Origin of the sequence: Cellulosimicrobium cellulans (assembly GCF_042723955.1) — a bacterium.
Taxonomy (GTDB): Bacteria; Actinomycetota; Actinomycetes; order Actinomycetales; family Cellulomonadaceae; genus Cellulosimicrobium; species Cellulosimicrobium cellulans_H.
Map to the genome: position 1 here is coordinate 1 of NZ_JBHXIC010000118.1, position 4676 is coordinate 4676.

A 4676-nucleotide genomic window follows, 5' to 3' on the forward strand; every position below is an offset into this window, starting at 1 on the left:
GGCGCGCCCGGGGGGGGGGGGGGGGGCGGGGCGGGGGGGGGGGGGGGGGGGCCGGGGGGGGGGGGGGCGCGGGGCGGGGGGGGCCCCCGCCCTCGCACCACCGCGCGACGACGTCGTCGCGCGACGCTGCACGACATCGCACGTCCTGACGCACGGGCGACGACGCCCGCGCGCGACCCTGAGGAGGAACGATGCACCCCCGACCGACCGACGGCGTCCGTCGTCGACCCGGCGGCGCGGCCCGGCTGGCCGCCGTGGCGGCCGCCGCCGCGCTCGCCCTGACCGCCTGGGCGCCGTCCGCCGTCGCGGCCGACGCCCTGCCCGCGCCCGTCCTCGACCTCGCGTTCGACGGCGACGTCGCCGACGCGAGCCCCCTCGCGCACCCCGTGGCCCTGCGCGGCCACACCGGCTCCGCGCCGACCGGCTACTCCTACGTCGACGGTGTCGACGGGACGGGGCGGGCCCTGCGCCTGAGCGGCAACACCTACCTCGACCTCGGTTCGTCGACCGCGCTGCAGCCCGAGGACCTCACGCTGTCGTTCTGGGTGGAGCCCAGCGGGAAGCTGTCCGGCGAGCATGTGATCACGTGGAACAAGCGGGCCTACAACTCCGACGGCTGGTACCTGTCCTCGGAGTCGGACACGGTGCCGCTCGCGCTGTCGGTGGGCCCGGCGTCGGGTCAGCCCTACAAGGTGCGGGTCGCGAGCTCGGACCGCGCGGCGTTCTTCCCGGCGGACGAGTGGACGCACGTCGTCGTCACGTACGACCACGCGACGAAGGACGTCGCGTTCTACCGCAACGGCGAGCAGGTGCCGTCCACGGTCGCGAACGCCGTCGGCGGCGACGCGACGGGCGTCCTGGGCTCCGACCCGGCGCTGCCCAAGACGATCGGGTTCAACGGTCCGCAGTACAACGGCGCCTACCTCAAGGCCGCGCTCGACGACTACCGGCTGTACGACGCCGTGGCGGACCTGGGCGACGTCGTCGGGCTCTACGAGGAGAGCGGGCGCACGGTCGACCGCGACGCGATCGCCCAGGACGACGCCGACGCGCTGTCGCTGCCCGAGCGCGCGACCGTCGCGCTCGTGCTGCCGACGACAGGTTCGCGCGGCTCGACCGTGACGTGGCGGTCGTCGCACCCCGAGGTGGTCGCGACCGACGGGACCGTGGTCCGGCCGGCGATCGGGGAGGACGACGCGCACGTCACGCTCACCGCGACCGTGCGCTACCTCGACGGTGAGCCGGTGACGCGCGACCTCGAGGTCGTCGTGCCCGCCCTCGTCGACGAGACGCCGCTCGAGGACACGGCGCTGCCGTCCGTGCTGCTCTCCGACGACTTCCTCCAGAACGCCGCCGCGAAGGAGCACGAGTACCTGCTGAGCCTGGACTCCGAGACGTTCCTCTACGAGTTCTACAAGGTCGGCGGGCTCACCCCGACCACCTCCGCCGGGTACGGCGGCTGGGAGCGCAGCAACGCCGTGAACTTCCGCGGCCACGCGTTCGGGCACTACCTGTCGGCGCTCGCGATGTCGTGGTCGTCGACGCAGGACCAGGCGACGAAGGAGGCGCTGTTCACCGAGATCGAGGAGGGCGTGGGCGGGCTCGCGCGCGTGCAGGACGCGTACGCCGCCGCGCACCCCGGCTCGGCCGGGTACGTCGCCGCGTTCCGCGAGTCGATCCTCGACCAGGTGCAGGGCACCGGGACGTCGGACGAGAACGTCATCGTGCCCTGGTACAACCTGCACAAGGTGCTCGCCGGTCTGCTCGACGTCGCCGAGTACGTCGACGGCCCCGTCGGGGACCAGGCGCGCGCCGTCGCGACCGGGTTCGGGCTCTACGTCCAGGGGCGCGTGGCGACGCTCCCGAGCACGGACGTCATGCTCCGCACCGAGTACGGCGGCATGAACGAGGCGCTGTACGAGCTGTTCGACCTCACGGGCGACGTCCGGATCAAGGAGGCCGCCGAGGCGTTCGACGAGGTGACGTTCTTCCGCCAGCTCGCCGCGGGCCAGGACGTGCTCCCCGGCAAGCACGCGAACACGCAGATCCCCAAGCTGCTCGGCGCGCTCAAGCGCTACCAGGTGTTCACGCAGAACCCCGCCTACTACGACCTGCTCACGCCCGCCGAGAAGGACGAGCTGCCGATGTACCTCGCGGCGGCGGAGAACTTCTTCGACATCGTGGTGCGCGACCACACGTACGTCACCGGCGCGAACAGCCAGGCGGAGCACTTCCACGCACCCGGCTCGCTGCACGAGCGCGCCGACGAGCAGGGCACGGCGCGCAACGCCGAGACGGCCGAGACGTGCAACGAGTACAACATGCTCAAGCTCGCGCGCGGGCTCTTCACGCTGAGCAAGGACGTGCGGTACGCCGACTACTACGAGAACGCGTTCATCAACACGATCCTCGCGTCGCAGAACCCCGAGACCGGGACGACGACGTACTTCAACCCCATGGCGTCGGGCTACCACCGCGTGTACAACCTGCCGTTCACCGAGTTCTGGTGCTGCACCGGCACGGGCATGGAGAGCTTCTCCAAGCTCGGCGACTCGATCTACTTCACCGGACAGGGTTCGGTGTGGGTCAACATGTTCTTCTCCTCGACGGTCGAGCACGCGGAGCAGAACCTGCGGCTCACGCAGGAGGCGAACCTGCCGAACGAGGACACCGTGACGTTCCGGGTCGACGCGCTCGACGGCGGGGCGGTCGCCGAGGGCGCGACGCTGCGCCTGCGCGTGCCGTCGTGGATCGCGGGCGACCCCGCGATCGAGGTGAACGGCGTCGCCGTCGATCCGGTCGTGTCGCGCGGGTACGTCGTGCTCCCCGCCGCCGCGGGCGACGTCGTCCGGTACACGATGCCGATGGCGGCGTCCGTCGTCGACACCCCGGACAACCCGTACTTCGTGGCCTTCCGGTACGGTCCGGTCGTCCTCTCCGCGAACCTCGGCGAGGTCCCCGAGCCGGCGTGGCAGGGCACGGGCATCCTGGTGCGCTCCTCGACGCGCGACGCCGACGCGCAGACCACCATCACGGCGGCGAACATGGGCGCCGACGAGTGGAAGGAGCGGATCGCGGAGAACCTCGTCCGTGTCGAGGACGACGCCGATGGCCGGGTGCAGCTCGAGCTGCGGAACACCGCCGACGGCGGCGACCTCGTCTTCACGCCCCACCACACCAACTGGGACGTGACGTACGGGCTCTACCTCAACCTCGACGAGCCGGACTCGGCCGCTTCCCAGGAGCGCATCCTGCGCGCCAAGCAGGAGCTGCGCGACGCCGACCGCACCGTCGACAGCCTCACGAGCTTCGACAACAACAACTTCGAGAACGCGAAGAACCTCAAGCAGAGCGGGTCGTCGGTCGGGACGTTCTCCGGCCGTCAGTTCCGCCACGCCAACGGCACGGGCTGGTTCAGCTACGACCTCATGGTCGACCCGGCCTCGGCGTCGAACCACCTGGGCGTCACGCTCTACTCGGGTGACCAGGGTCGCGTCTTCGACGTGTACGTCAACGACGAGAAGCTGAAGACCATCACCACGGTCGCGAACGCCCCGACCAAGGACGAGCAGGGGTTCTACGTCGACACGACGCAGCTCCCGGCCAAGTACCTCGAGATCGGCGAGGGCACGCGCTGGAAGGTCGACAGCGCGGGGGAGCACGTGCTCGACGAGGACGGCGAGCGCATCCCCGTGGTCACCGTCCGCTTCCAGGCGACGGGCGGCTGGGCCGGAGGCGTGTTCGGCGTCCGGGTCGACCGCGCGGCGTCGTACGACGCGACGCCCGGGCTCGCGGCGCTCGCGTTCGACACCGGATCGCTCGCCCCTGCGTTCGACCCGGCGGTGACGGACTACACCCTCACCGTCCCCGCGGGCACGACGACCGTCATGCTCGACGCCGACCCGCACGTGCCCAGCGGCCTCGTGCGCGTCGACGGCGTGCTGGTCGACGACACGCAGGGCCGCACCGTCTCCCTCCCCGCGGACGGGAGCGCCCGGACCGTGGAGGTCGTCGGCGTCGCGCAGGACCACGAGACGGCCACGACCTACCGGGTCGAGATCGTGCCGGGCACCACGGCCGTCGTCCCGCTCGACGTCGAGGTCTCCCCGCGGTGCCTCGCGGGCAAGGTCTACGTGGCCGTGCGGGCGACGAACACGGGTGACGTGCCCGCGGACGTCACCCTCACGACACCGTTCGGGGAGAGGTCGTTCGCGGCCGTCGCCCCGGGCGCGAACGCCTACCAGTCGTTCGCGTCGCGCGCGACGTCGGTGCCCGCGGGCGCCGTGACCGTCACCGGTACGGCGGCGCTCGACGGAGTGCCCGTCACCACGGCGTACGACGTCGCCGTCGACGCCCGCACCTGCGCCTAGCACCGTAGCTCGCCGGGGGGAGCGTCAGGGCTCGCCGAGGGAGTGCCGGGGTCGTGGCCCGGGCTCCCTCGGCGAACCGGGACGCCACCCGGCGGCCGGGAGTCGATATCGGTATCGAGATCGATCCCCCAAGATCCGGCACGACCTCGACGAGGAGGAACGAGATGAGCAGACAGGTGAGGACCGCGGTCGCCGCGGCGCTGGCGGGGGGGGGGGGGGGGCGCGCCCGCCCCCCCCCCCCCCCCGGGGGGCGCGGGTGGCAAAAAAACACACGCGGGGGCCGGCACAAAACACCGCGGCGCACCC

General features: G+C 72.2%; 1 protein-coding gene. It reads left to right on the top strand.

All coding sequences use genetic code 11. The features are described from left to right. Nucleotides 1-191: 191 nt before the first annotated feature. Nucleotides 192-4370 (top strand): beta-L-arabinofuranosidase domain-containing protein, encoded by a 4179-nt coding sequence (locus ACFWH7_RS19625; protein WP_378219114.1) that lies wholly within the window; start codon nucleotides 192-194, stop codon nucleotides 4368-4370. The last annotated feature ends 306 nt before the right edge of the window (nucleotides 4371-4676 follow it).

What these genes read in the sequence shown, in the direction of transcription:
- ACFWH7_RS19625 (WP_378219114.1), top strand. Translation starts at nt 192, where the DNA reads ATGCACCCCCGACCGACCGACGGCGTCCGTCGTCGACCCGGCGGCGCG.